Below are 1180 nucleotides of genomic sequence, written 5' to 3' on the forward strand. Positions count from 1 at the left end.
TGTCTTCATAAGCCACATGAGGACATCCCCATGAAGAAGCGTTTTTCCGACGAACAGATCATCAGTATCCTCCGCGAGGCTGAAGCCGGGGTTTCTGCCCGTGAGCTCTGCCGTAAGCACGCCATTTCCGACGCCACCTTTTACACCTGGCGTAAGAAGTATGGCGGTATGGAGGTGCCCGAGGTTAAGCGCCTGAAGTCGCTTGAGGAAGAGAACGCCAGGCTCAAGAAGCTGCTTGCCGAAGCCATGCTGGATAAGGAGGCGCTTCAGGTGGCTCTGGGGCGAAAGTACTGACGACAGACCAGAAGCGGGAAGCCGTGATGTTGATGTGTGATGCGACCGGTCTGTCGCAACGTCGTGCCTGCAGGCTTACAGGTTTGTCCCTGTCGACCTGCCGTTATGATGCTCAGCGTCCGGCTGCTGATGCACATTTATCAGGGCGTATTACTGAGCTGGCGCTTGAACGCAGACGTTTTGGTTATCGGCGTATCTGGCAGTTGCTGCGTAGGGAGGGCCTTCACGTCAATCACAAGCGGGTATACCGTATTTACCACCTTAATGGACTGAGCGTAAAACGCAGACGACGCCGTAAAGGGCTGGCGACCGAACGGTTTCCGCTTCTTCGCCCGGATGCGCCGAACCTTACATGGTCGATGGATTTCGTTATGGACGCACTGGTCAACGGTCGCAGGATCAAGTGCCTGACCTGTGTGGATGATTTCACGAAGGAGTGTCTGACGATCACCGCTGCTTTCGGTATTTCAGGCGTTCAGGTCACGCGTATTCTGGACAGCATCGCGTTGTTTCGGGGCTATCCGGCGACAATAAGAACCGATCAGGGCCCGGAATTTACCTGCCGCGCGCTCGATCAATGGGCCTTTGAGCATGGTGTGGAACTACGGCTTATCCAGCCAGGTAAGCCAACGCAGAACGGATTTATTGAGAGTTTTAACGGACGCTTTCGCGATGAGTGTCTGAACGAACACTGGTTCAGCGATATCGTTCACGCCAGGAAAACCATTAACGACTGGAGGCAGGATTATAACGAGTGTCGTCCACATTCGGCACTGAATTATCTGACGCCATCAGAGTTTGCAGCACGGTGGCGAAATGGAAAATGTGAAGGTAAACAAACCGACATTACTAACTGACGGTTGTATCTAATCCTGGGGGCAGGTCA

General features: G+C 53.7%; 1 protein-coding gene. It reads left to right on the plus strand.

Translation table 11 applies throughout. The annotated features are described in order from the left end of the window. Positions 1–30: 30 nt before the first annotated feature. Positions 31–1151, plus strand: a protein-coding gene (locus ACFX4U_RS24020; RefSeq protein WP_119261136.1) for an IS3-like element ISRaq1 family transposase whose coding sequence is annotated in 2 segments (ribosomal slippage) — positions 31–289 and positions 289–1151 — 1122 coding nt in all. Because the reading frame shifts where the segments join, the coding sequence is not laid out codon by codon here. The last annotated feature ends 29 nt before the right edge of the window (positions 1152–1180 follow it).

The sequence above is a fragment of the Kosakonia sp. YIM B13588 genome, assembly GCF_042788165.1.
GTDB classification, from domain to species: domain Bacteria; phylum Pseudomonadota; class Gammaproteobacteria; order Enterobacterales; family Enterobacteriaceae; genus Kosakonia; species Kosakonia sacchari.